Source organism: Streptomyces sp. NPDC016677, assembly GCF_055562815.1.
On record NZ_JBVHEO010000015.1, the window covers coordinates 18,751 to 39,598 of the forward strand.

At 73.6% G+C, this 20,848-nt stretch carries 19 protein-coding genes and 1 tRNA gene; 6 read left to right on the forward strand and 14 right to left on the reverse strand.

Annotated features, from left to right (window positions below):
• The first annotated feature begins 39 nt into the window (after nt 1–39).
• Nucleotides 40–1,245, forward strand: a complete 1,206-nt coding sequence (locus tag ACZ3IG_RS29170) for a cytochrome P450 (RefSeq protein WP_467435781.1) — start codon at nt 40–42, stop codon at nt 1,243–1,245.
• Nucleotides 1,246–1,255: 10 nt separating this feature from the next.
• On the opposite strand, the gene ACZ3IG_RS29175 is transcribed toward ACZ3IG_RS29170, so the two are convergent.
• A tRNA-Gly gene (locus tag ACZ3IG_RS29175) sits at nt 1,256–1,326 on the reverse strand.
• A 106-nt stretch (nt 1,327–1,432) separates the two neighbouring features.
• On the opposite strand from ACZ3IG_RS29175, the gene ACZ3IG_RS29180 reads away from it, so the two are divergent.
• Nucleotides 1,433–2,836, forward strand: coding sequence for an FAD-binding oxidoreductase (locus ACZ3IG_RS29180; RefSeq protein WP_467435782.1), 1,404 nt, complete (start codon nt 1,433–1,435; stop codon nt 2,834–2,836).
• A 123-nt stretch (nt 2,837–2,959) separates the two neighbouring features.
• Here the strand turns inward: ACZ3IG_RS29180 and ACZ3IG_RS29185 are convergent, their stop codons facing one another.
• From ACZ3IG_RS29185 to ACZ3IG_RS29195, 3 genes are all read right to left on the reverse strand, one after another.
• The gene (locus tag ACZ3IG_RS29185) at nt 2,960–3,232 is read right to left on the reverse strand and encodes an alpha-L-rhamnosidase C-terminal domain-containing protein (protein WP_467435784.1); all 273 of its coding nucleotides are present in this window, start codon (nt 3,230–3,232) and stop codon (nt 2,960–2,962) included.
• A gap of 414 nt (nt 3,233–3,646) precedes the next feature.
• Nucleotides 3,647–5,287, reverse strand: coding sequence for a phosphoglucomutase (alpha-D-glucose-1,6-bisphosphate-dependent) (pgm, locus tag ACZ3IG_RS29190; RefSeq protein ID WP_467435785.1), 1,641 nt, complete (start codon nt 5,285–5,287; stop codon nt 3,647–3,649).
• 433 nt (nt 5,288–5,720) lie between these two features.
• Complete coding sequence (locus ACZ3IG_RS29195; RefSeq protein WP_467435787.1) at nt 5,721–6,218, reverse strand: hypothetical protein; 498 nt, start codon at nt 6,216–6,218, stop codon at nt 5,721–5,723.
• Nucleotides 6,219–6,505: 287 nt separating this feature from the next.
• Here ACZ3IG_RS29195 and ACZ3IG_RS29200 point away from each other — a divergent pair, with 287 nt between their 5' ends.
• The gene (locus ACZ3IG_RS29200; RefSeq protein ID WP_467435788.1) at nt 6,506–7,069 is read left to right on the forward strand and encodes a hypothetical protein; all 564 of its coding nucleotides are present in this window, start codon (nt 6,506–6,508) and stop codon (nt 7,067–7,069) included.
• Here ACZ3IG_RS29200 and ACZ3IG_RS29205 read toward each other — a convergent pair.
• The 6 genes from ACZ3IG_RS29205 to ACZ3IG_RS29230 form a co-directional block, all read right to left on the reverse strand.
• A complete protein-coding gene (locus tag ACZ3IG_RS29205) occupies nt 6,999–7,958 on the reverse strand; it encodes an STM4011 family radical SAM protein (RefSeq protein ID WP_467435789.1) in 960 nt (319 codons plus the stop codon). The genes ACZ3IG_RS29200 and ACZ3IG_RS29205 overlap by 71 nt on opposite strands.
• Nucleotides 7,959–7,968: 10 nt before the next feature.
• A complete protein-coding gene (locus ACZ3IG_RS29210) occupies nt 7,969–9,414 on the reverse strand; it encodes an STM4012 family radical SAM protein (RefSeq protein WP_467435790.1) in 1,446 nt (481 codons plus the stop codon).
• Nucleotides 9,411–10,283, reverse strand: coding sequence for an STM4013/SEN3800 family hydrolase (locus ACZ3IG_RS29215; protein ID WP_467435944.1), 873 nt, complete (start codon nt 10,281–10,283; stop codon nt 9,411–9,413). Before ACZ3IG_RS29215 ends, ACZ3IG_RS29210 begins: the two co-directional genes overlap by 4 nt.
• 118 nt (nt 10,284–10,401) lie before the next feature.
• Nucleotides 10,402–11,571: an STM4014 family protein gene (locus ACZ3IG_RS29220; RefSeq protein WP_467435791.1), complete on the reverse strand. Its 1,170-nt coding sequence runs from the start codon at nt 11,569–11,571 to the stop codon at nt 10,402–10,404.
• Entirely contained in the window at nt 11,552–12,505 is a 954-nt protein-coding gene (locus ACZ3IG_RS29225; RefSeq protein WP_467435792.1) for an STM4015 family protein, read from the reverse strand. The genes ACZ3IG_RS29220 and ACZ3IG_RS29225 overlap by 20 nt, the downstream gene beginning before the upstream one ends.
• Before the next feature lie 6 nt (nt 12,506–12,511).
• Complete coding sequence (locus tag ACZ3IG_RS29230) at nt 12,512–13,468, reverse strand: STM4015 family protein (RefSeq protein ID WP_467435794.1); 957 nt, start codon at nt 13,466–13,468, stop codon at nt 12,512–12,514.
• A 172-nt stretch (nt 13,469–13,640) separates the two neighbouring features.
• On the opposite strand from ACZ3IG_RS29230, the gene ACZ3IG_RS29235 reads away from it, so the two are divergent.
• Complete coding sequence (locus ACZ3IG_RS29235) at nt 13,641–13,967, forward strand: hypothetical protein (RefSeq protein WP_467435796.1); 327 nt, start codon at nt 13,641–13,643, stop codon at nt 13,965–13,967.
• A gap of 156 nt (nt 13,968–14,123) precedes the next feature.
• Nucleotides 14,124–15,185, forward strand: coding sequence for a DUF6745 domain-containing protein (locus ACZ3IG_RS29240; protein ID WP_467435798.1), 1,062 nt, complete (start codon nt 14,124–14,126; stop codon nt 15,183–15,185).
• Nucleotides 15,186–15,203: 18 nt separating this feature from the next.
• On the opposite strand, the gene ACZ3IG_RS29245 is transcribed toward ACZ3IG_RS29240, so the two are convergent.
• The 3 genes from ACZ3IG_RS29245 to ACZ3IG_RS29255 all read right to left on the reverse strand — a co-directional run bounded on the left by ACZ3IG_RS29245 (nt 15,204) and on the right by ACZ3IG_RS29255 (nt 18,455).
• Nucleotides 15,204–15,920, reverse strand: a complete 717-nt coding sequence (locus ACZ3IG_RS29245; RefSeq protein WP_467435800.1) for an adenosylcobinamide amidohydrolase — start codon at nt 15,918–15,920, stop codon at nt 15,204–15,206.
• Between the two features lie 206 nt (nt 15,921–16,126).
• On the reverse strand, nt 16,127–17,200 hold the full coding sequence (ku, locus tag ACZ3IG_RS29250) for a non-homologous end joining protein Ku (RefSeq protein WP_467435801.1): 1,074 nt from the start codon (nt 17,198–17,200) through the stop codon (nt 16,127–16,129).
• 217 nt (nt 17,201–17,417) lie between these two features.
• Nucleotides 17,418–18,455 carry a hypothetical protein gene (locus tag ACZ3IG_RS29255; protein WP_467435803.1) on the reverse strand — a complete coding sequence of 346 codons (1,038 nt, stop codon included), beginning with the start codon at nt 18,453–18,455 and terminating at the stop codon, nt 17,418–17,420.
• Nucleotides 18,456–18,628: 173 nt separating this feature from the next.
• Between ACZ3IG_RS29255 and ACZ3IG_RS29260 the strand changes: the two genes are divergently transcribed.
• Nucleotides 18,629–19,480, forward strand: coding sequence for an ABC transporter ATP-binding protein (locus ACZ3IG_RS29260; RefSeq protein ID WP_467435804.1), 852 nt, complete (start codon nt 18,629–18,631; stop codon nt 19,478–19,480).
• A 121-nt stretch (nt 19,481–19,601) separates the two neighbouring features.
• Here the strand turns inward: ACZ3IG_RS29260 and ACZ3IG_RS29265 are convergent, their stop codons facing one another.
• A complete protein-coding gene (locus ACZ3IG_RS29265) occupies nt 19,602–20,819 on the reverse strand; it encodes a globin domain-containing protein (protein ID WP_467435805.1) in 1,218 nt (405 codons plus the stop codon).
• Nucleotides 20,820–20,848: the final 29 nt, after the last annotated feature.

Below are 20,848 nucleotides of genomic sequence, written 5' to 3' on the forward strand. Positions count from 1 at the left end.
GGATGCTGGGGACACGCGACGAGGCACGGGGAGGTGCCGGTGGGCGACGGCGAGGAGACCGCGAAACGGTCCGCGCGGAAGGTCGACCGGGGACGGGAGCGGCCGGGGTGCCCGGTCAGCAGGGCGGCCGACGGCACGTGGCAGGTGCACGACTACGAGGTGGCGCGGGCGCTGCTGCGCGGTCCGGGCACCGTGCAGGCCGGTCTCGGTATCGAGACGGTGGAGAAGCTGCCGCCCCGCGTGCGCCGGCCCGTGCTCTACCGGGACGGTCCCGAGCACCGCGAGCACCGCCGGCAGACCGCGCGGTTCTTCACCCCGCGCCGGGTGGACGAGCACTACCGGGACCTGATGGCGCGGATCGCCGAGGAGCAGGTGGCCAAGGTCCGCGCGGACGGCGAGGCCCCGCTGGGCGACCTCGCGTTCGAGCTGTCCATCGGGGTGGTCAGCGAGGTGATCGGGCTGCGGTACGGGCGGCCCGGGACGCGCCGGAGGCTGGAGCGGTTCTTCCCCGCGGAGTTCGGGCAGCCCGGCCTGACCAGCCCGCACGGCCTCTACTGGCTGGTACGGCAGAACGTCAACTGGCTGCGCGTCCACCTCGCCGACGTCCGCCCCGCCATCCGCGCCCACCGGCGCCGCCGGCACGACGACCTGATCTCCCATCTGATCGACGAGGGCTGCTCGGACGCGGAGATCCTCGGCGAGTGCCTGACCTTCGCGGCGGCCGGGATGGTCACCACCCGGGAATTCATCTGCCTGGCCGCCTGGCACCTGTTCACCGACGACGCGCTGATGGACCGCTACCGCGCGGCGGACGAGGCCGGGCGCCTGGCCATCCTGGAGGAACTGCTGCGGCTGGAACCGGTGGTGGCACGGCTGCGCCGCCGGGCCACCCGCGCCCTCGACCTGCGCACACCGCACGGACCGGCCGCCACCGTACAGGCCGGGGAGTACGTGGAACTGTTCCTGGACGACACCAACACCGACCCGTGCGCGGTGGGCGCCGACCCGCTGCTCGTGCGGCTGGACCGGGCGGGGGACTTCGGCCCGGGGCGGGCGGGGCTGTCCTTCGGCGACGGACCGCACCGCTGTCCGGGCGCGCACATCGCGGTGCTGGAGACGGACGTCTTCCTCAGCCGTCTGACCGCGGTCGACGGCATCCGGATGGCCACGCCGCCGCGGGTCGTCCTCCGGGAAGCGATCGGCGGGTACGAGATCCGCGGGCTGACGGTCGCGGTGGACCGATGACCGTCCTCGGAGCGTCGGGCAGGGCTCGCACCTGCATCTCCCCGCGGGGAGCGGGGCGTCTTGGCCTTGGACCACCAACGCGCGGAGCGGACACCCGGTGGTGCGGCGTCCTGTCCGGAAACGACACTAACCCGGCTCACGAGGTCCCGCACTTCCGCGGCCACCGGCGCCTCTCTAGCGTGAACCCATGCACAACGAAACGATCCCCGAGGACCCGGCGGCCGGCCGACTGCTGCGCGAGCTGCCGGCCGGCCGCGTCCTGACCGACCCGGACGCCACCGCCCGGTACGCCCACGACGAGGCCGAATGGGCGCCGCACGGCAAGCCGCTGGCGGTGGTCCGCCCGCACACCGCCGAGGAGGTGCGGCAGGCGGTCCGGATCTGCCGGGACCACGGGGTGCCGGTGGTGACCCGCGGCGCGGGCACCGGCCTGTCGGGCGGCGCCAACGCGGTGGACGGGTGTGTGGTGCTGACCACCGAGGCGATGACCGCCATCAAGGAACTCGACCCCGTCGAGCGGCTCGCCGTGGTCGAGCCCGGCGTCGTCAACGAGACCCTGCGCGCGACCTGCGCCGAGCAGGGCCTGTGGTACCCGCCGGACCCGGCCAGCGCCCCCTGGTCGACCATCGGCGGCAACGTCGCCACCAACGCGGGCGGCCTGTGCTGTGTGAAGTACGGGGTGACCCGTGACTACGTGCTCGGGCTGCAGTTCGTCACGGCCGGCGGCGACCTGGTCCGGGTCGGCCGCCGCACCGCCAAGGGCGTCGCCGGGTACGACCTGACGAGCCTGATGGTGGGCTCCGAGGGCACCCTCGGGGTGATCACCGAGGTGACCGTGCGGCTGCGTCCGCGACGGGAGCCCGAGCACACCGTCGCCGGTTACTTCTCCTCGATCGTGGACGCCGGGCGGGCCGTCGCCGCCGTGGCCGCCGCGGGACTGACCCCGTCCGCCCTGGAACTGGTCGACCGGCACTGCCTGGCGGCGGTCGACGCCTGGAAGCACATGGGGCTGTCCACGGAGGCCGAGGTCGTGCTGCTGGGCCGTACCGACGCCCCGGGCCCCGCCGGTGAGCGGGAGGCCGAGGAGATGCGGCGCTGCTTCGAGCAGGGCGGGGCGACCTACGCGGTCCGCTCCACCGACCAGACCGAGGCGGACGCCCTGTTCGACGCCCGGCGGCTGGCCTACCCGGCGCTGGAGCGGCTCGGGCCGGTGCTCACCGAGGACATCTGCGTGCCCAAGGCCGCGGTGCCCGAGATGCTGGGCCGCATCCACGCCATCGGTGAGCGGCACGACACGCTGATCGCCAACATCGCCCACGCCGGCGACGGCAATCTGCACCCCCTGCTGATCACCCCGCCCGGCGACGAGGCGGCCCGGGCGCGTGCCCAGGCCGCCTTCCACGAGATCATCGCGCAGGCCCTGGAACTGGGCGGCACGGTCACCGGCGAACACGGTGTGGGGCTGCTCAAGCGGGACGGGCTGAGTGCCGAACTGGGACCGGAGGTGCTGGCCCTGAACCGGGCCGTCAAGGACGCGCTGGACCCGCACCACCTGTTCAACCCCGGCAAGGTCGTCGCCTACGCCACCTGAGGGGCGCGGCGCGCAGGTGGCGGCGCGGCCGTCCCTTGCCGCGCCGCCACACCCCTGCACCTTCCCGCGGGATGCGGGTGCCCACCGCGCGCCCGGGCACACCCCTCTTCCCGGACGACTCCGTCAGATGGCGGAGCGGAACGTCCAGTGCCCGGAGCCGACCTCGTACACCGCCTCCGCGCCCTGGGCCCGCAGCAGCCGTGCCCCCTTCGGGGCGACGGGCCGGGTGCCGTCCGTCGGGACGTGTACCTCGGCCGTGCTGCCCGCCGGGACGTCGACGCTCAGCCGGAAGTGCCCGTCCTGCCGCTCCCAGGAGGTGCGGGCGGTGCCGTACGGCGTCCGGTAGGAGCCGGAGGCCGAGGTCAGGTCGCCCTCCACGGCCGGGTTGCGTCGCACGTTGGCGAGGAACGGGCTGCCGGGGAGGCGGACCTCGGAGAGGGCGAAGGGGGGCGAGGGCCGGGCTCTTTTCCGCGGGTTCGGCGGGGGTGTCGGGGGCCTGGGCCGAGGAGCCGCACGCGGGCGCGAGCGCGGGGGCGGGGGCGAGCGCGGGGGGCGGCGGACGCGGCGATGACGCCGCGGCGGGACGGTCTCGGGAACGCGCGGCGTGCGGACAACGTGCCGTCCTCCTTCGGACGGACAGCGCAACGTTTGAAACGTTTAAGTTCGTCGCCGGAGACGCTGAGCTGAGGCACAGGAGAGGTCAATACTTCACACAAAAGAAGATCGCCGAGGCCGATTGAATCGTTCAATGAACGGGATTGAAAAAGCGCCGCCGACCGTCACGGGGTCGGCGGCGCTGCCGGCGCGGCGTCAGCCGCCCAGGGCGGCGAGGACGACGTCCTTGGCCTCGTCCTGGACCTGCTTCAGGTGGTCCGGACCGCGGAAGGACTCCGCGTAGATCTTGTAGACGTCCTCGGTGCCGGACGGACGGGCCGCGAACCAGGCGTTCTCGGTGGTCACCTTGATGCCGCCGATGGACGCGCCGTTGCCGGGCGCCTCCGTGAGCACGGACGTCACCGGCTCCCCGGCCAGGGTGTCCGCCGTGACCTGCGCCGGGGACAGCTTCGCCAGCCGGGCCTTCTCCTCACGGCTCGCCGGGGCGTCGATCCGAGCGTAGGCGGGCTCGCCGAACCGCTCGGTGAGCGCCGCGTAGTGCTGGGACGGCGTCTTCCCGGTGACCGCGGTGATCTCGGAGGCGAGCAGCGCCAGGATGATCCCGTCCTTGTCGGTGGTCCACACCGAGCCGTCGCGCCGCAGGAACGACGCCCCCGCCGACTCCTCGCCGCCGAAGCCGAGCGAGCCGTCGACCAGTCCGTCCACGAACCACTTGAAGCCGACCGGGACCTCGACCAGGCGCCGGCCGAGGTCGGCGGCGACCCGGTCGATCATGCCGGAGGAGACCAGCGTCTTGCCGACGCCCGCGGCGGCGGGCCACTGGGCGCGGTGCGCGTAGAGATAGGAGATGGCGGTGGCGAGGTAGTGGTTGGGGTTCATCAGGCCGGCGTCCGGGGTGACGATGCCGTGCCGGTCCGCGTCGGCGTCGTTGCCGGTGGCGATGTCGAACCGGTCGCGCCCCGCGATCAGCGAGGCCATCGCGTGCGGCGACGAGCAGTCCATGCGGATCTTCCCGTCCCAGTCCAGTGTCATGAACCGCCAGGTCGGGTCCGTCAGCGGATTGACCACGGTCAGGTCCAGGCGGTGCTGCTCGGCGATCCGGCCCCAGTAGGCGACCGACGCCCCGCCCAGCGGGTCGGCGCCGACACGCACACCGGCGGACCGGACGGCGTCCAGGTCAAGGACGGCCGGCAGGTCGGCGACGTAGGTGCCCAGGAAGTCGTAGCGGCCCGTGCCGGGCGCGGCGAGCGCCTTGGCGTACGGCAGACGGCGTACGTCCTTCAGGCCTGCCGCGATGATCTCGTTGGCGCGGTCCTGGATCCAGGAGGTCGCGTCCGAGCCGGCGGGGCCGCCGCTGGGCGGGTTGTACTTGAAGCCGCCGTCGGCGGGCGGGTTGTGCGACGGGGTCACCACCACGCCGTCGGCCAGGTGGGAGGTGCGGCCCCGGTTGTGGGTGAGGATCGCGTGCGAGACCGCCGGGGTGGGGGTGTAACCGTCCGCCTCGTCGATCAGCACGGTGACGTCGTTGGCGGCGAACACCTCCAGGGCGGTCACCCGGGCCGGCTCGGACAGGGCGTGAGTGTCGGCGCCGAGGAAGAGCGGGCCGGTGGTGCCCTGTTCCGCGCGGTATTCGCAGATGGCCTGGCTGGTCGCGGCGATGTGGTCCTCGTTGAACGCCGCGTTGAGGGACGATCCTCGGTGTCCGGACGTACCGAACGCCACGCGCTGTCCCGGCTCGGCCGGGTCGGGGTGCAGCGCGTAGTACGCCGTCACCAGCCGGGCTACGTCGATCAGGTCCTCGGGTCCGGCCGGCTGACCGGCTCGATCATGCTGCATGCGCCCACTCCTCCGCATCGAATCGGGCGATCGAATCGGACATTCGCTCGCGGACCCATCTTCCCTCCTTCCTCCGAAGCGGCCGGGACCTGCCCTTCGAGCCGCGTCCGGGCTCCGGACCGGGACGGCTTCGCGGTGAGCCCGTGGTCTCTGTCGAGGTGGAGGTGCGGCAGTTGCTGGTGTCGCCCGCGCGCCGGCCGGCCGGGCGTCCCGCCGATCGCGACGCCTCGGTGACGATCATGCCGCGGGACGCCTGCCCAGGGACATCACCCCGAACCTGCGTGCCTGCGTGCCTGCGTGCCTGCGTGCCTGCGGCGAGCGGTGTGACGGGCGCACGGGCGTCGCTTCGTCGCAGTTCGTCCGCCGTCGTGTGCAGTCGTCCGCCGTCGTCCGCCGTCGTGCGTGGCCGTACCGGTCCGGAGGTCAGGTCAGGTCAGATCCGTCCGCCCGTGAGGCGGGTGACGGGGCCGTGGGTGTGCTGGGCCGAGCGGCGGCCGACCGCGTAGGAGGCGGCGGTCAGCGCGGTCAGGCCCGCGCCCACACCGGCGGCGACGAACTTGCGGTGGGCGATGACCGTCCAGGCCGTCCGGGCGGCGCCGGCGACCTGACCCGTGGTCGCGATGACGGCCTGGCGGCCCGCCTCGACGCTCTTGGCCGCGCTCTGGGCGGCGCCCGTCGCCACACTGGCCGCGCGTTCCGCGCCGGAGCCGGCCGCTGACGCGACATCACCGGCCTTGCTCGCGGCGTCCTTGGCGGTCCGTGCGGCGGGAGCCGTCGCCTTGTCGGCGCCCTGCCGGGCCTTGGCCGCTGCGGTCGCCTTCGCCTTCGTGGCGTCGGACTTGGTTCCGGGCTGGGTGTCGGGCTTGGTGTCGGACTGGCCGCCGGGCTGGGCGTCCGGCTTCTGGTTCGTGTCGTTGTTCGGTTCAGTCATGGACTCCGGTTTGCCCCTCGCTCCGCGCGCAAACGCCCGCCCCCACGACTGTTTCGGCCGAAACCTGACCGAAACCGCGCCGCACCGGGGACCGTCGGCCCCGGAAGGGTATGCCTGGCTCGTGTGCCCGCACGGGCAGGGAGCGCGGGCGGGGGCAGGGGCGGGGGGCGGCTCCGGTGGCAATGTGGCGCGGCACGACCGGTCGACGCGGGTCCCGCCGGGACCGACACCGGGAAACGGTACGGCTGTTGCGGGCACAGGGGCGGCACGGGCCGGAGTTCCGGGAAGTGCTCCCAGCGCTGACCGGGCTGGTCCTGGTGCTGTGCGCCGGGGTCGCGGGGCTCGCTGCGGGCTACCGCTCCCTGGGCGTCGTGGTGCCGCTCGCGTTCCTGGCACTCGTGGCGGTCGTCGTACCGGTCGTCGCCGGGCGGCTGCGTCCGCCGGCCCGGCGCCGCCGCGGCCGCTACACGGCGGAGGAGATCGCCGGCCTGGACACGGAGGGCCTCGCGCTCGCCGTCACCCGCATGCTGCGCCGGGACGGCTGGTCGGTCCGGCCGCCTTCCGGTGAGCGGGTGCGGCCCCGGGTGCGGGCGCGCCATCCCCGGGGCCACCGGCTGGAGGTGGCGTTCCGTCCCGTCGCCGAGCCGCTGCCCGACGAGGACCCGCCCGTCTCCCTGTCCCGCCGCGCGGACGCCGGACCGCCGGTCCTGCTGATCGTGCACCGCGGCACCTTCAGCGCCCGGGACGCGCGCTGGGCCCGGCACCGGACCGGCATCCGCCTCATGGACGGTGCGCTGCTGCGTCGCTGGGCGGACGGCACGTCCCTGGACCGGCTGATCGACCTGACGTGACACCTGACGTGACATCGAGGGCCTGGGGCGACAGGGCCCGGGGGCGGGGCGCGGCGGGCACCCGTTCCAGGACGCCGCCGGCGAAGACGTCGTACAGGGGCAGCGTCTCCAGGTGCACGTAGCCGATGTGGCAGTCGCAGACGGCGAGCGGGCAGGGGCGCGGGCGCAGGGCCGCCCGGTAGGAACCGTCGTACAGGTTGCCCAGTTCGGCGCGGACGAAGTGGCAGCGGCGCACCGTGCCGTCGCCGTCGACCGAGATGACCGACTCGCCCGTGCGGCAGGGCAGGCCCGCGCTGGTGTGGGGGTGGCGGCTGTAGGGGAAGAGCGGGTCCAGGGCGGTCCAGGTCGCCGCCTGGGCGTCGTCGTAGGTGTGGCCCTCGGCGGCGTTGATCCACAGGTAGACGTGGCCGGGCAGGTCGGCGCGGAGCCGGCGGGCCGCGTCGAGGTGCTCGGGGAGTCCGACGACACCGACGCTGAACCGCACCTCGCGGGCGGCCAGGTCCCGGCACTTGGCCAGGAAGCGGTCGTACGGGGTCTGCCCGGGGTGGTACGTGCACCACAGGGCGAGGGTGCCGGGGTCGGCGTCGGCGAGCCAGTCGGTGCGGCAGCTGAGGTTGGTCTGGATCGCCACCCGGCGGATGTGCGGCAGGTGCGACAGCTCGGTCAGGGTACGCCGGTACCAGGAGCGCGTCAGGCCCTCGCCCCAGGGGGTGAACAGCACCGACAGCCGGTCGTCGGTGCTGTCCGCCGCCCACCCGGCGAACCGCTCCAGGGCCGCCCGGTCGGCGCGGAGCTGCTCGCGGCTGTCGCGCCGCTTGGCGAAGGGGCAGTACGGGCAGTCGTAGTCGCAGGAGGCGAGGGGGCCGCGGTAGAGCACGGTCAGGTCCATGGCGCGTCGGTCACTTCCGTTCGTAGGCGGCCATGGCGGCCCGTACCGCCGGGGAGAACAGCTCGGGTCCGATCGCGTCGGAGTGGGCCAGGCCCTCCGGGGTCAGCCGCAGGACCGTGCCCGGGGTGCTGTCGCCGGCCAGCCAGCCGCGGTCGGCGAACCGGTCGAGTTCGGCGGCGAAGTCGTCCCGCGGCGTACGGCCGAAGCGGGCTCGGTAGTCGGCGGTGTCGAGGCCGTCGGCCTGGAGCAGCGACTGGAGCAGATGCCGGCGGCGGGCTTCACCCGCGTCGATGCGGCGGCCGTACTCGGCGTGCGCGAAGTCCGCGGCGGGACGGGAGACGTAGTCGTCGATGATCGCGCGGATCTCGTGCATGCCGACGGCGTAGTCGAAGGAGTAGTGCAGCCCGGCGGTGTACGAGCGGGCTCCGCAGCCCAGGCCGATCATGCCGTCGGTCTGGCAGGCGTAGTCGTCGGCGCCCTGCGGTGCGGCGTCCGCGCGGCGGAACATGCGCATGGACCGCTGCTCGTAGCCGTGCGCGAGGAGATGGTCGCGTCCGGCGCGGTACAGGCGCAGGCGCTGGGCGTCCCAGGCGGGGTCGGGGTCGCCGGCACGCCGGCCGAGGCCGGTCAGGGGGCGGACGTAGAGGGGGTAGAGGTACAGCTCCTCGGGCCGCCAGGCCAGGGCCGCGTCCAGCGAGCGCAGCCAGGTCGTCTCGGTCTGGCCGTCGATGCCGTAGATGAGGTCGATGTTGAGGACCGGTATGCGGGCGTCGCGGACGCGGCCGAGGGCCGCCTCGACGTCCGCGCGGCGCTGGGGGCGTACGGCGGCCCGGGCCTCGGTGTCGTCGAAGCTCTGCACACCCAGGCTCAGCCGGGTGGTGCCGCGTTGGGCGAGGACTTCGAGCCGGTCGGCGGTGGCGGTGGCGGGCGACGCCTCGACCGACAGGGGTACGGCGGTGAGGTCGGCGCCCATGCGGTGTTCGGCTATGTCGCACAGGCGCTGGAGTTCGGCGGCGGTGAGGAAGGTGGGGGTGCCGCCGCCGAAGGCAGCGGTGGCGAACCGGACCGGGGCGGTGTCGCCGAGCGCGTCCCGTACCGCGGTGGCCTGCCGTTCCAGGGCGTCCAGGTAGGCGGTCGTCAGGCCGTCCGGGGCACCGATACGGGTGAAGAGGTTACAGAAGCCGCAGCGGATCTCGCAGAACGGGATGTGCAGGTAGAGGGAGAGGGCGTCCTTGGGTTCGGCCGCCCACAGGGAACGCAGCGCCGGGCGGCCGGCCAGGCGCCGGTAGGCGGTCTTGTGGGGGTAGGCGTAGACGTAGTGCTGGTAAGGGCTCGAGTCCTGGTCGGCGGGCCGGAGGGCTGGGGCAGGGGCTGGGGCAGGGGCAGGGGCAGGGGCTGAGGCAGGGGCAGGGGCAGGGGTGGTTGCGGTGGCGGCGGGGACGGGGGCGGTGGTCATCGGAGGGCTCCGGCGGGGGCGTGCTCGGGGGGTTCGGGGTTTCCCGGGGATTCGGGAGTCTCTTGCGTATCGGGTTCCAGGACGAAGTGGGCGTAGGGCACGGTCCACACCGACTCGTGGCCGAGGCGGTGGCCGGTGTAGCCGTCGTCGCCGTAGGCCGTGCCGTGGTCGGAGCAGACGATCGCGAAACACGGGCGCCTGCTGCTCGCGGCGGCGAACAGGCGGCCCATGTGCCGGTCCACGTACTCCAGGGCGGCGGCGTGTGTCTCGCGGGTGTCTCCGGCGTCACGGGTGGCGCCGGGCAGGTGGAACCAGTTGGGCTGGTGCAGGGCGGAGACGTTGACGAAGAGGAACAGCCTCTTGTCGGGCGGGAGTTCGCGCACCACCTGCTCGGCGCGCGTGATCTGGTGCTCGAAGGAGGTGGGTGAGGTGACACCGAACTCCGGCTCCCAGTGGGACTCGTGGAACATGCCCGGCAGCACCGAGCCCAGCGGGCCCCGCTTGTTGAAGAAGCCCACTCCCCCGACGCACACCGTGTGGTACCCGGCCCCGGCGAGGCCGGAGACGAGGTCAGGGGTGTCGTAGACCCAGGTGCGGTCGGCGGTGGTCTCACTGCCGGCGAAGCTCGCCGCGAACAGGCGTGGATGGGGTCCGGGGGCCGCCGGAGTGGGCAGGAACCCGGCGAAGATCGCCTGGTGGGAGGCGTAGGTGAAGCTCCCTGGGGCATGCCGCTTCTCCCAGCGTCCGCCGGGCAGATGCCGGGCGAGGTGCGGGATACGGCCCGCCGCGGCGAGCTCGGCGGCGACATCGTGGCGCAGGGTGTCGAGGGTGACGAGGAGCAGGTCGTGACTGCCGACGATCTCGTTCATGTCGGGTGCGGTCGTACTGGGCTCGGCCGTACCGGTTCCGGTCGTACCGGGTCTGGTCGTACCGGGGCCGGTCGTACCGCCGGGTTCGACGGTCGGCTCGGGGTGGACTCGACGCCGGTCAGGGCCTGACATGGTGCTGTTCCGTTCTGTACGGGTACGGGTACTGGTGGCCTGGGGCGGCCGTCCGCAGGACTGCGGCGACCTGGGCGGCGTAGGTGTCGAGGCCCTCGGCGCCGCTTCCGGGCAGGCCCGTCAGACCGGGCAGCAGGTCACCGAAGGCGTTGACCTCGCAGACCACGAACCGCCGCCATCCGGTGACCGGCAGCAGGTCGACGCCGACGCAGAGAGTACGGGGGAAACAGGCCGCGGCCCGTTCGCACACCGCGAGCGCCTCGGCCCAGGACGCGCCCGCCGTCTCCACCGCGTCCCGGGCCGCGTCGAGATCGCCACGGGCGCCGCCGAGGTGCAGGTTGGTCATCGGCGAGGTACTGGTGCGGACCACCGCGTGCGTGGCTCGCCCGGCGACCACGACGACCCGCAGATCGGCCGCCCGGCCGCCCTGCGACGCCTTCGGCACCCACCGTTCCAGGTGCAGCCCGTCGGGAGCCAGGGTGTCGACGATGGCGGCCACGTCGGACTCGCGCTCGTAACGCCGCACGGCGAGGGAGTTGAACAGCTTGCCGTCCGGGGAGAGTTCGACCGAGGTGGTGGCCCGGACGCGGCCTCTCGGCGAGGCCTCCACGGCGAGCACGCCGGACGCCGACGAGCCGTGCGCGAGCTTCACGAACAGCCGCGGCATCCGGTGTTCACCCATCAGCCGTCGTACGTCGTCCCAGCCGTGGACCGCTGGAGTCGGCGAGGTGGGCGCCGCTGAGGTCGGTGAGAACGGCACCGGGACACCCGCCGCGTCGAGGACCGCGTGGCAGCGGCGTTTGTCGAACAGGACGGCCAGTTCGTCCTGATCGTCGAGGCGCAGCCCGCCCTCCAGGCCGCGCACGGCCGTCAGGAAGCGCGTGTACCAGCGGGCCGAGCCCTCGACCCGGGTGGGGTCGTGGACGCCGCGCAGTTCGCGGTCGACGCCCGGGTGCTCGCCGGGCGAGTCGATCCGGACGGTCTCGTCCGGGGCGAAGACCGCTCCGCCCGTGCGCAGTACCTCCGTCCAGGGCACGACGCGCGGTGCGGGCAGGCCGGCCGCGGTCGCCGCCGCGGCGAACAGCGTCACCCGCCGGTTCTCGGGGTTGCCCACGACCGCGAGGCGGGGGCGGGTGTCACTCCGAGACCGCGACATAGCGTTCCCGTCCGTCCTGGTGGGAGGCGGGTTTGAGGGTGAGGCACACGTCGTGCGGCTCCAGGGACTGACGCAGCCGCCGGACCACTGGCTCGCTCAAGAAGTGGTGGTTGAGGTTCAGCGCGCCCAGGTGAGTGAGGGGCTGGCCGGAGAGCAGGGCTTCGCCCCCTTCGTCGTCCAGGGCACCCATGCTCAGGTCGAGCGAGTCCAGGCGTGCGACGACGGGTGCGGCGGCCACCGCCGCCGCGACGTCGTTCTGGATGTCACTGTTCTGCAGACCCAGGTGGCGCAGTCCGGGAGAGTGGGCCAGTCCGGCCAGGAGCGCGTCGATGTCCTCGCGGCGGCAGTCACCGCCGTACCAGCTGGTGCCCAGCCAGAGGTCCATCCGTTCCAGGTTCGGGAACGCGCAGGCGCTCAGTCCCCGCACGCACTCCCGGGACAGGCCGCCGGACTCGACGCGCAGGGTGCGCAGGCCGTCGTGGAGCAGCGGCTCCACCACCAGGTCCTCCGCGCCGCGCAGCCCCAGCTCGGTCAGTCGCGGGAAGGCGCGCAGCAGCCGGGTCACCTCGCTCTGCTTGATCCAGGAGATCTCGGACTCCTCTGACTCCACGTCCGCGAGGAACACGGCCCGCAACGCGGGGAACCGGTGGGCGTCGGCGGTGATCAGGTCCAGGACCGGGCCGATGCCCTCCTCGTCGTAGTCGATCCACCAGGGGCCGATGACGAGCGCGGTGACCTCCTCGGTGCGCACCTCGTCGCGGAACCGGCCCCACACCGTGTGGAAGAGGTCCTCTCCGAAGGCGCAGTCGATCCGCCAGGCCACCGAGCCGGGTGCGGGCGGTGGCTTGCGAGCGGCCTTGTCCGGCTCGGTCGGGAAGTCATGGACGGGCAGGCCGTGGAAGACGGTGAGGTGGGAGGGGTAGTAGTACGACATTCCTGGTCACTCCCCGGCTGCGACGAAACGGGCGACCGTGCCGTCCTCGTTCTTGTCGTCCTCGGTGCGGTCCTCGCTCAGGTCGACGTCGACACCCTCGGCGGCGATGGTGCGGCGTATGCGTTCTTGCAGTTCCTCACCGATGTAATGGTGGTGCAGGTCGAGCTTCTTCAGGTGGGTGAGCGGCCGGCCGGCGAGCAGGGCGGCGGCGCCCTCGTCGCCCAGGGTGCCCATGCTCAGGTCGAGCACCTCCAACTGGGCGACGACGGGCGCGGAGGCGGCGGCCACCGCGATGGCGTCCTGGATCTCGCTGTCGCGCAGCGCCAGGTGCCGCAGCCGGGGCAGGCGGCTGCCCTCCAGGATCGGCGCGACGTCCGCCGGTTGGGAGTCGGCGCCGTACCAGGAGGTGCCCAGCCACACGTCGAGGTGTTCCAGGGCGGGCAGTTCGCTCGCTGCGATGCCCCGGACCACGGTGGCCGGCAGTCCTCCGGACTCCACGACCAGGCGGCGCAGCCGGTCGTGCCGTGCCACGTGCCACTCCAAGCCGTCCGAGCCGCGGACCCCGAACTCCTCCAGTTCGGGGAAGCCGTTCAGCAACGGGGTGACGTCGGTCTGCTTGATCCAGGACAGCTCGCTGGTCATGAGGTCCATGTCACCGAGGAAGAGCGCGCGCAGGGCGGGCAGCCGGTCCCGGGCGGCCAGCAGCGCGTCGATGACCTCGTCGGGCCCGCAGCGTGTCGGGGAGTCCCAGGGGCCGACGACCAGGGCGCGAACGCGGTCGGCGTCCACCGCGGAGCAGAACCGCGCGAAGGCGTCCGGCCACTTCACCTCTTCGTACGGCCCTCCGGCGGAGACCCGCCAGGCCACTGCCTCGGTGGCCGGCGGTCCGGCCTCCTCTCCCACACCGGGGAAGTCGACGACGGGCAGGTGGTACAGCTCGTTCAGCGTGTCACTGAAGACCATGCGGACGGATCCTGACGTGAGATCGGACGCGGTACGGCGATGTGCCAGCAGTTCTACCAACTGGCACTGACATCGGCCGGGTGCGGTCTCGGCCGCGGCCCGTTGTCAGTGGTCGCCCGTACGGTTTTTCCCATGGCCGGTGCGCCGTGCGCCGGCTGGAGAGGGGACACCTGTGTACCGGCAGGGAGATGTGCTGATCGTGCCCGTCGCGGACGAGGAGGTGCCACCGCACGTGCGGCGGGCGCCGAAGGAGCCGCGGGACGCGAAGGGCCGGCTCGTCCTGGCCCTCGGCGAGGTCACCGGACACGCTCACGCCGTGGTCGGTCCGGGGGAACTGGTGCGGGAGCCCGGCCCGTTCGGCCCGTTCCTGCTGCGGCTGCCCGAGGGCGGCCGGGTGGTCCACGAGGAGCATGCCACGATCGCCCTGCCCAAGGGGTGGTACCGGGTGATTCGGCAACGGGAGTACGTGCCCGGGTCGGTGCGGATCGTCGCGGACTGACCGGTGGGGACGGCGGAGGAGGGAACCGTGACGACCGGGGCGACCGAGGCGACCGGAGCGACCGTGACGACCGGAGCGATCGAGGGGCAGGGCATGAGGACGGGGGGAAGCGTGACGCGGACGACCGTGGCGCCGGGGACGACTACGCCGGCAGTCATGAGGAGGGAGACCGGTGGCGGGGAGGAGCCGGTCGAGCCGGTCGTCCGGGCCGACGATGACGATGTGGAACGCTGGCGCCTGCGGGCCCTGGCGACGGTGCCCGCCGACCGCGCGGCGGCCGAGGAGGGCGTACGGCTGGCCTACCTGCGGGCCGGACTGACCGGCCCCGAGCGCGTGTTGTGGGCGCGCTCGCCCCGTGAGGCGGTGCGGCTGGTGCGGGACCTGACGGACGCCGGTCCGAGCGTCCGCGAGGCGGTGCGCACCGCGCCCTGGGCGCAGGAACGCGACCGGGTCCACGCCGAGTTGGGCGCCATCGGCTGGTCGGAACAGTGGTCCGCGACGGGTGCACGGCTGTGGGACCCGGTACGGTCGCTCGTCGACCGGATACACCGCGGCGTGCTGGAGGACCTCGCCGGCGAGGACACCGAAGCCGCGGCGGAGATCCGTCTGATCCTGCTGGACGCCGTGCTGGGCCAGCACGACGCGCCCTGGCTCGCCGCGTTCCGCACGGACCGTGCCCCCCTCGACGGGCTGGCCCTGGTCGCCCGCAACGCCGGCTGGTGGTGGCCGTTCGCGAAGGTGGCGGTGGTCTGTGAGCGCCCCGTCGCACTGCACCGTGACGAGGCCGGGCGCCTCGACCGCGGGGACGGGCCCGCGCTGGCCTTCCCCGACGGCTTCGCCCTGTACGCCTGGCGGGGCATGCCCGTACCGGCCGATTTCCTGGCCGAACTGCCGACGTTGACACCGGAACGCATCCGCACCGAGGAGAACGCGGAACTGCGCCGGGTCATGCTGGAGCACTACGGCTACGACCGTTACCTGGCCGACTCCGGTGCGCGCCCGTTGGACCGGGACGAGACCGGCGTCCTGTGGCGGATCGACCTGGACGACGACGAGCCGGTGGTGATGGTGGAGGTCCTCAACTCCACACCGGAACCGGACGGCACCCGGCGCACGTACTGGCTGCGGGTTCCGCCGACGACCCGGACGGCCAGGGAGGGGGTGGCATGGACGTTCGGACTGCGGCCGGAGGTGTACGCGCCCGTGCGGGAGACGTGAGACTCGGGTCCTCAGGTCTCAGGGCAGACGCGAGACCGTAGTGGGTGACGGCTCGGGGCGCTCTCGCAGAGCGGCCAGGACCGCGTGGTGGACGGCCCGGGCCAGCCGGGCGCCCCACTCGGAGCGGGGCCCCGCGAAGGCATGGGCCGGGACGTCGGCGTGCGGCGCGCGGGCCGCTACGCACACGGCGTCGGTCGGAGTGCCGGAACAGTCGTACCCGGCGTCCAGCAGCGCCTGCACCTTGGCCTCGGTGGCCGTCATCACCGCGTTGACCAGGGCCGCGTCGGTCAACGGGACCGGGACGGCGACGACGACGTTGATCGTTCCCGGTGGGCCGGCCCCGTCGGCCCCCTCCACCGGGGACGCCGCCCAGCCGCGCACCGAGACGCCCGCGGTCGCCACGGCTTCCACTCCGCCGTCGCGCGCGTACCCCGGGTCGGCCACCTCGGCGGCGGTCATCAGGCCGACGCCCGGTCCCACGACGCCGGCCTCACGGGCCAGGCCGGTCAGGTGCCGCGCGGGGTCGGTGCGACGGTAGCCGTGGGCCACCTGGGCGTTGAGCACCCACGTCCGCTCGGCGATCCCGCCGCCCAGCACGGCGCTGGCGACCATCCGCCAGCCCGGACCGGCCCGCCAGAGCAGCGCGTGCAGGCGTTCGCCGTCCTCCATGCGGACCAGGCGCTCCCACTCCAGCAGGCGGGGGCCGGTTCGAGGCGACGGCAGGACGGCGGGCACCGGGGTGGCTCCTTGGGAGGTCAAGGGGTGGATACGGGCAGGGGAGGCGCGGAAGGGGCGGGCATGGGGGCCAGGGGGAGGGGTGGGCGGGAGGGGGGCGGGGCCCCGGGAGAGGGCAAGTAGGACGACAGAGGGGCCGGACGGACCGAACGATCGTACGCGGCCCGCCGGCCGGGCCCGCGGACACCCTGGCTCGCCCAGAGGGCTCAGGCGGCGCTCTTCGACCGGCGGTGGCGTCCAGGGCCGGCCAGCGCGTCGATCAGCTCTTCGCGGCTCATGCGGGAGCGGCCGGAGACGTTCTGCTCGGTGGCCCTCCGGTACAGCTCCGCCTTGCTCAACCGACGCAGTTCGTGCTTGCCCGTGCTCCCGCTCCGGCCCGCCTCCTGACGCGGCTTGCCTGAACCGCGCTGGGCGGGCGCGGCGCGCTTGGCGGACTTGGCGGGCGCGGCGGACTCGGGTCCGGAGGAGTCGGCGGAGCCGCCCTTCGGCTTCCGGCCGGCGCCGCGGGCCCGGTCGAGGCTTCCCTCCAGGACTGCCATCAGGTCGACGACGTCGGTGGCCTGCGGCGGTTCCTCCGCCGCCGTGATCTCCCGGCCGGCCGCCTTGTCCCGTACCAGCTCGCGGACCCGGTCCTGGTAGGTGTCGTGGTACCGCTCCGGCTCCCACGGTCCGCTCATGGCGTCGATCAGCCGCACCGCCATGTCCAGTTCCTTGCCGCGCCCGGCCCGCCGCTCGGGCAGGCCGGGCAGTTCGCTGCGGGGGTCGCGCACCTCGTCCGCCCAGTGCAGCGTCTGCAGGACCAGCAGTTCCGCCTCGGCCCGCAGCGCGGTGAGGTACTGCTTGCCTCGCATCACGACGGTGGCGATGCCGGCCTTGCCCGTGTCCGCGAGCGCCGCGCGGAGCAGTTCGTACACCTTCTCGTACTCCTTGCCCCGGGGAGCGACGTAATAGGTGCGGTCGAAGTAGACCGGCTCGATGCCGGCCAGGTCGACGAAGTCGGTGATGTCGACGCTCTGGGAGCGGCCCGGTGCGATCGAGTCGAGTTCGTCGGGCTCGACGACGACGTACTCGCCCTCGGCCAGTTCGTAGGCCTTGACGATGTCCTTGGAGGTCACCTCCTCGCCGGTGCGTTCGTTGACGCGCCGGTTGCGGATGCGGTCGGCGGTGCCCCGTTGCAGCTGGTGGAAGTGGACCGTGTGGTCCTCGGTCGCGGTGAACAGGCCGACCGGCACGCTGACCAGTCCGAAGCTGATCACGCCGGTCCAGATCGCGCGTGCCATGGCCGTCCGCTCCTCCGAACCTGTGTCCGTCCTGCCCCGCGCGCCGCCGTGCCGCCCGGCCGCCCGGCGGACCGCCGCCGCCGTCGCCGCCGTCGCCGCCGCCGCCGTCGCCGTCGCCGTCGCCGACCACGCTGGCACCCCGGCGGCCGGAACGCGCGCCGGGCACGGGCAGGTGGAGTACGGGGCCTGTCCTGCGACCATCGACCGCGACGGTGGCCTAACCGCCGCTCGGGTCCAGTCGGCGCAAGGCCCGCTCGGCCTCGCGTGCCTCTCGTTCGGCCGTGGTCAGCGCGTGTGCCGCCGTGCGGTGCCGTTCCTCGGCCTGCCGTTGCTCCCGGTCGGCCCGCCGGGCCTCGGCGCGGGCCTCGGTCAGCCGCTGTTCCGCCTCGGACACCCGCTGCCGGGCCTCCTCCCGCCGCTCACGGGCCTGTCCGAGGCCGGTGTCCGCCTCCGCCTCCTCGGTGCGCGCGGAGGACAGGAGCCGGGCCGCCGCCTCGGCCGTCTCCCGGGCGCGAGCGAGCCGCTCCCGCCGAACCCTTCGCCGTTCGGCCAGTTCGTCCACGACCTCGCTCGCGGCCTCCCTCCGACGCCGTGCGGCCGGTTGGTCCTTGGTGTTCGTACGCCGCTTCCGCTCGGTCGCCGGTGGCCTCGGCGGTCGTTCCGGGGCCAGCGCGGCGGGTCCGTCGGCGGGGAACACCGACGGTGGGGTGAGGGCGGTGTGCAGGCGGCCGGTGGCCCATCGGTCGGCGGCCCCCTGGTCGGCCAGTACCGCACCGAGGGTCGACTCGACCTCCTGTCGGACCGCGACGGACAGCCGGTGACCGGCGGCATCGGCCAGGTCGGCGGCCTGCCGGGTGAGCGCGGAGACCACGCGTCGCTGCGCGGTCAGCGACTTCAGCTCGGCGGCGTCCAGGGTGCGGTAGGCCTCGCGCAGGGCGCGTCCCAGTTCCAGCAGCCGCTCGCACTCCTGGGGTCGGGAGCGCAGCAGGAGGTTGGCCGCCCAGGCCGCCAGCGTGGGGCGGCGGGCGGCCTTGATCAGACGGGCGTCCTCGGCGCGGCCGGCCTTCCTGGCCTCGGCGGCCAGTTCCTCGCGGCGGGCCACGAAGTCGGGCGGCGGTGTGGTGTACAGCGCGTCGAGCGCCGTCTCCTTATCCGAGCCCGAGCCCGAGCGCGGGCCCGCACCCGCACCCGCACCCGCACCCGCACCCGAGTCATGGTCCGCGCCGTCGGCGCGGCGCGCGTTCCTGCGTTGCACGTTCCCCAGGCTCCACCGGACCACGCGACGGCGCACGCCGTCGGCCACGATCGGTACCCCGTGACCGGCCGTGTCAGGACCGTCCAGGACTCGGACACCCCGGCGACAACATGCCGTTTACACCTACCGTGGTCCGACGGACGGCGCAGTCCGCAGCCGAGAGGAGTTCGCGCATGACCGGGGAGACAGCGGAGCACACGGTGGACGGCCGGGGCAGGGCCGTCGTCCTCCTCCAGGACGTCAGTGTCCGCCGTTTCACGACCGCCCAGGTGATCCTGGACGGCATCGACTGGTCCGTGCGACCTGGGGAGCACTGGGCGCTGCTGGGCGCCAACGGCGCCGGCAAGACGACCCTGCTGCGGCTGCTGGGCGCGCTGATGCACCCCACGACCGGGAGCGTCGAGGTCCTGGGTGCCCGGCTGGGCCGGGTGGACGTCCGTGAACTGCGCGCCCGTATCGGCCACGTCTCCTCCGCGCAGCGCGTGCCGGAGAATCTCGGGGCGCACGCGGTCGTCCTGACCGGCCACACCGGCACCGTGCAGCCGCTGTGGCGGATGTACGACGACGAGGTACGGCAGCGGGCCCACGAACTGCTGGCCGAGATGGGCATCAAGGAACTGGCGGACCGTCCGTACGGGGTGTGTTCCGGCGGCCAGCGGGCCCGGATCCTGATCGCCCGCGCGCTGATGGCCGACCCCGCCCTGCTGCTCCTGGACGAGCCGTTCAACGCCCTGGACCTGCCCTCCCGGGAGGACCTCATCGAGGCCCTGCACCAGTTGGCGGAGGGGCGCCCGCGGCTGGCCACCGTGACGGTGACGCATCACCTGGAGGAGCTGTCCCCGGTCGTCGGCCACGCCCTTCTGCTGCGAGAGGGCCGGATCCTGGCCCGGGGGCCGGTGGCGGAGGTGCTGACCGACGACCGGCTCACCGCCTGCTTCGGCCGGCCCATCACGGTGGCCCGGCGCGACGGCCGCTGGGCGGCCTGGTCCGGCCGGTCCGGAAACGCCCGTCCGGAGTCGACCTGACCGCGCCACCGACCACAACGTCACCGACCACAACGTCACCGGCCGGCCCCTACCGACCGGCCCATACCGACCACCGACCGGCCCGCGCTGACCGCCGGTCAGGCACACCGCCGCCCGGCCGCTACGCCACCGCCGGCTCCTCCTGCCGCCCCAGCCACAGGTCGGGGCCGAAGACCTCGTAGTGGATCGCCTCGGCGGGCACCCCGCGGCGCAGCAGGTCACCGCGGACGGCCCGCATGAAGGGGACCGGTCCGCACAGGTAGGCGGTGAGGCCCGGGGGCAGTTCGACGGCGGCGAGGTCGGCCCGGCCGGCCGTCGCGGACTGTGGCGCCGGGGCGCCGAGCTCCTCGTAGAAAAGGTGGAGCCGGGCGTCCGGGAGGGCGCGGACGAGGGAGAGCTGTTCGTCGCGGTGGGCGTGGTCGGCCGGGGTGCGGTCGGCGTGCAGGACGGTCAGCGGGCGGGTCGAGCCGGTGGTGACGAGGTGGTCCAGCATGCCCACCATGGGCGTGACGCCGATGCCCGCGGAGGCCAGCAGCAGCGGGCCGTCGCCCTGCTCCAGCGCCAGGTCGCCGAAGGGCGCGGACACCGACAGGACGTCGCCCGCACGGGCGTGGGCGTGGAGCCAGGAGGAGACCTCACCGTCCGGCCCCGCGCCGCCCCGGACCCGCTTGACGGTGATGCGCCACTCGGGCCGGCCGGGCGCCGAGGAGAGGCTGTACTGGCGTATCTGCCGGGCGCCGTCCGGGAGTTCGGCCTGAACGCTGACGTACTGCCCCGGACGGAACGGACGCAGCGGACCGCCGTCGGCGGGGCGCAGCAGGAAGGAGACGGCGTCGGGGGTCTCCTCACGGCGCGCCACGATCTCCATGGGCCGCCGGACATCGCCCTCGGGCACCTCGGCCTCCTGGTAGAGCCGCGCCTCGACGGCGATCAGCGCGTTGGCCATCAGCCAGTAGACCTCGTCCCACGCCGCGCCGGCCTCGGGGCTGACGGCGTCGCCGAGCACCTCCACGATCGCCTCGAACAGATGGCGGTGGACGATCTTGTACTGATCGGGGGTGATGCCGAGGGAGGCGTGTTTGTGCGCGATCCTGGAGAGCAGCGCGTCCGGGCGGTCGTCGGGGCGTTCCAGGAGCATCCCGGCGAACGCGGCGATGGATCCGGCGAGGGCCCGCTGCTGGTCGCCGTTGGCCTGGTTGCCCCGGTTGAAGAGGTCCTTCAGCAGTTCCGGATGGGCGGCGAACAGCTTGCGGTAGAAGAGCCGGGTGATGTCGTCGATGGCTGCGCCGACCGCCGGGAGGGTGGCCCGGATCACGGGGACGGACTGTTCGGAGAGCACAGCGACTCCTTTAATTGGTAAATGATCTT

What these genes read in the sequence shown, in the direction of transcription:
- ACZ3IG_RS29180 (WP_467435782.1), top strand. Translation starts at nt 1,433, where the DNA reads ATGCACAACGAAACGATCCCCGAGGACCCGGCGGCCGGCCGACTGCTG.
- pgm (WP_467435785.1), bottom strand. Translation starts at nt 5,287, where the DNA reads ATGCAGCATGATCGAGCCGGTCAGCCGGCCGGACCCGAGGACCTGATC.
- ACZ3IG_RS29195 (WP_467435787.1), bottom strand. Translation starts at nt 6,218, where the DNA reads ATGACTGAACCGAACAACGACACGAACCAGAAGCCGGACGCCCAGCCC.
- ACZ3IG_RS29205 (WP_467435789.1), bottom strand. Translation starts at nt 7,958, where the DNA reads ATGGACCTGACCGTGCTCTACCGCGGCCCCCTCGCCTCCTGCGACTAC.
- ACZ3IG_RS29210 (WP_467435790.1), bottom strand. Translation starts at nt 9,414, where the DNA reads ATGACCACCGCCCCCGTCCCCGCCGCCACCGCAACCACCCCTGCCCCT.
- ACZ3IG_RS29215 (WP_467435944.1), bottom strand. Translation starts at nt 10,283, where the DNA reads ATGAACGAGATCGTCGGCAGTCACGACCTGCTCCTCGTCACCCTCGAC.
- ACZ3IG_RS29220 (WP_467435791.1), bottom strand. Translation starts at nt 11,571, where the DNA reads ATGTCGCGGTCTCGGAGTGACACCCGCCCCCGCCTCGCGGTCGTGGGC.
- ACZ3IG_RS29225 (WP_467435792.1), bottom strand. Translation starts at nt 12,505, where the DNA reads ATGTCGTACTACTACCCCTCCCACCTCACCGTCTTCCACGGCCTGCCC.
- ACZ3IG_RS29230 (WP_467435794.1), bottom strand. Translation starts at nt 13,468, where the DNA reads ATGGTCTTCAGTGACACGCTGAACGAGCTGTACCACCTGCCCGTCGTC.
- ACZ3IG_RS29240 (WP_467435798.1), top strand. Translation starts at nt 14,124, where the DNA reads ATGAGGAGGGAGACCGGTGGCGGGGAGGAGCCGGTCGAGCCGGTCGTC.
- ku (WP_467435801.1), bottom strand. Translation starts at nt 17,200, where the DNA reads ATGGCACGCGCGATCTGGACCGGCGTGATCAGCTTCGGACTGGTCAGC.
- ACZ3IG_RS29260 (WP_467435804.1), top strand. Translation starts at nt 18,629, where the DNA reads ATGACCGGGGAGACAGCGGAGCACACGGTGGACGGCCGGGGCAGGGCC.